This window comes from Legionella nigrisilvae, assembly GCF_977063395.2.
Genome location: NZ_CDRUGZ020000006.1, coordinates 1 through 307, shown reverse-complemented (window position 1 = coordinate 307; position 307 = coordinate 1). Strand labels below are relative to the sequence as shown.

Here is a 307-nt window from a genome sequence, read left to right as displayed (position 1 = left end):
GGATTTAACTCAGGCTCAGGATTTAACTCAGGCTCAGGATTTAACTCAGGCTCAGGATTTAACTCAGGCTCAGGATTTAAGTCAGGCTCAGCATTTAACTCAGGCTCAGGATTTAAGTCAGGCTCAGGATTTAACTCAGGCTCAGGATTTAACTCAGGCTCAGTATTTAACTCAGGCTCAGGATTTAACTCAGGCTCAGGATTTAACTCAGGCTCAGGATTTAACTCAGGCTCAGGATTTAACTCAGGCTCAGGATTTAAGTCAGGCTCAGCATTTAACTCAGGCTCAGGATTTAAGTCAGGCTCAG

General features: G+C 44.3%; 1 protein-coding gene. It reads right to left on the bottom strand.

What is annotated here, in order from left to right; all coding sequences use genetic code 11:
• On the bottom strand, nucleotides 1–307 hold a 307-nt coding region (locus ACWTE2_RS00040; protein WP_454786167.1), incomplete at both ends, for a hypothetical protein.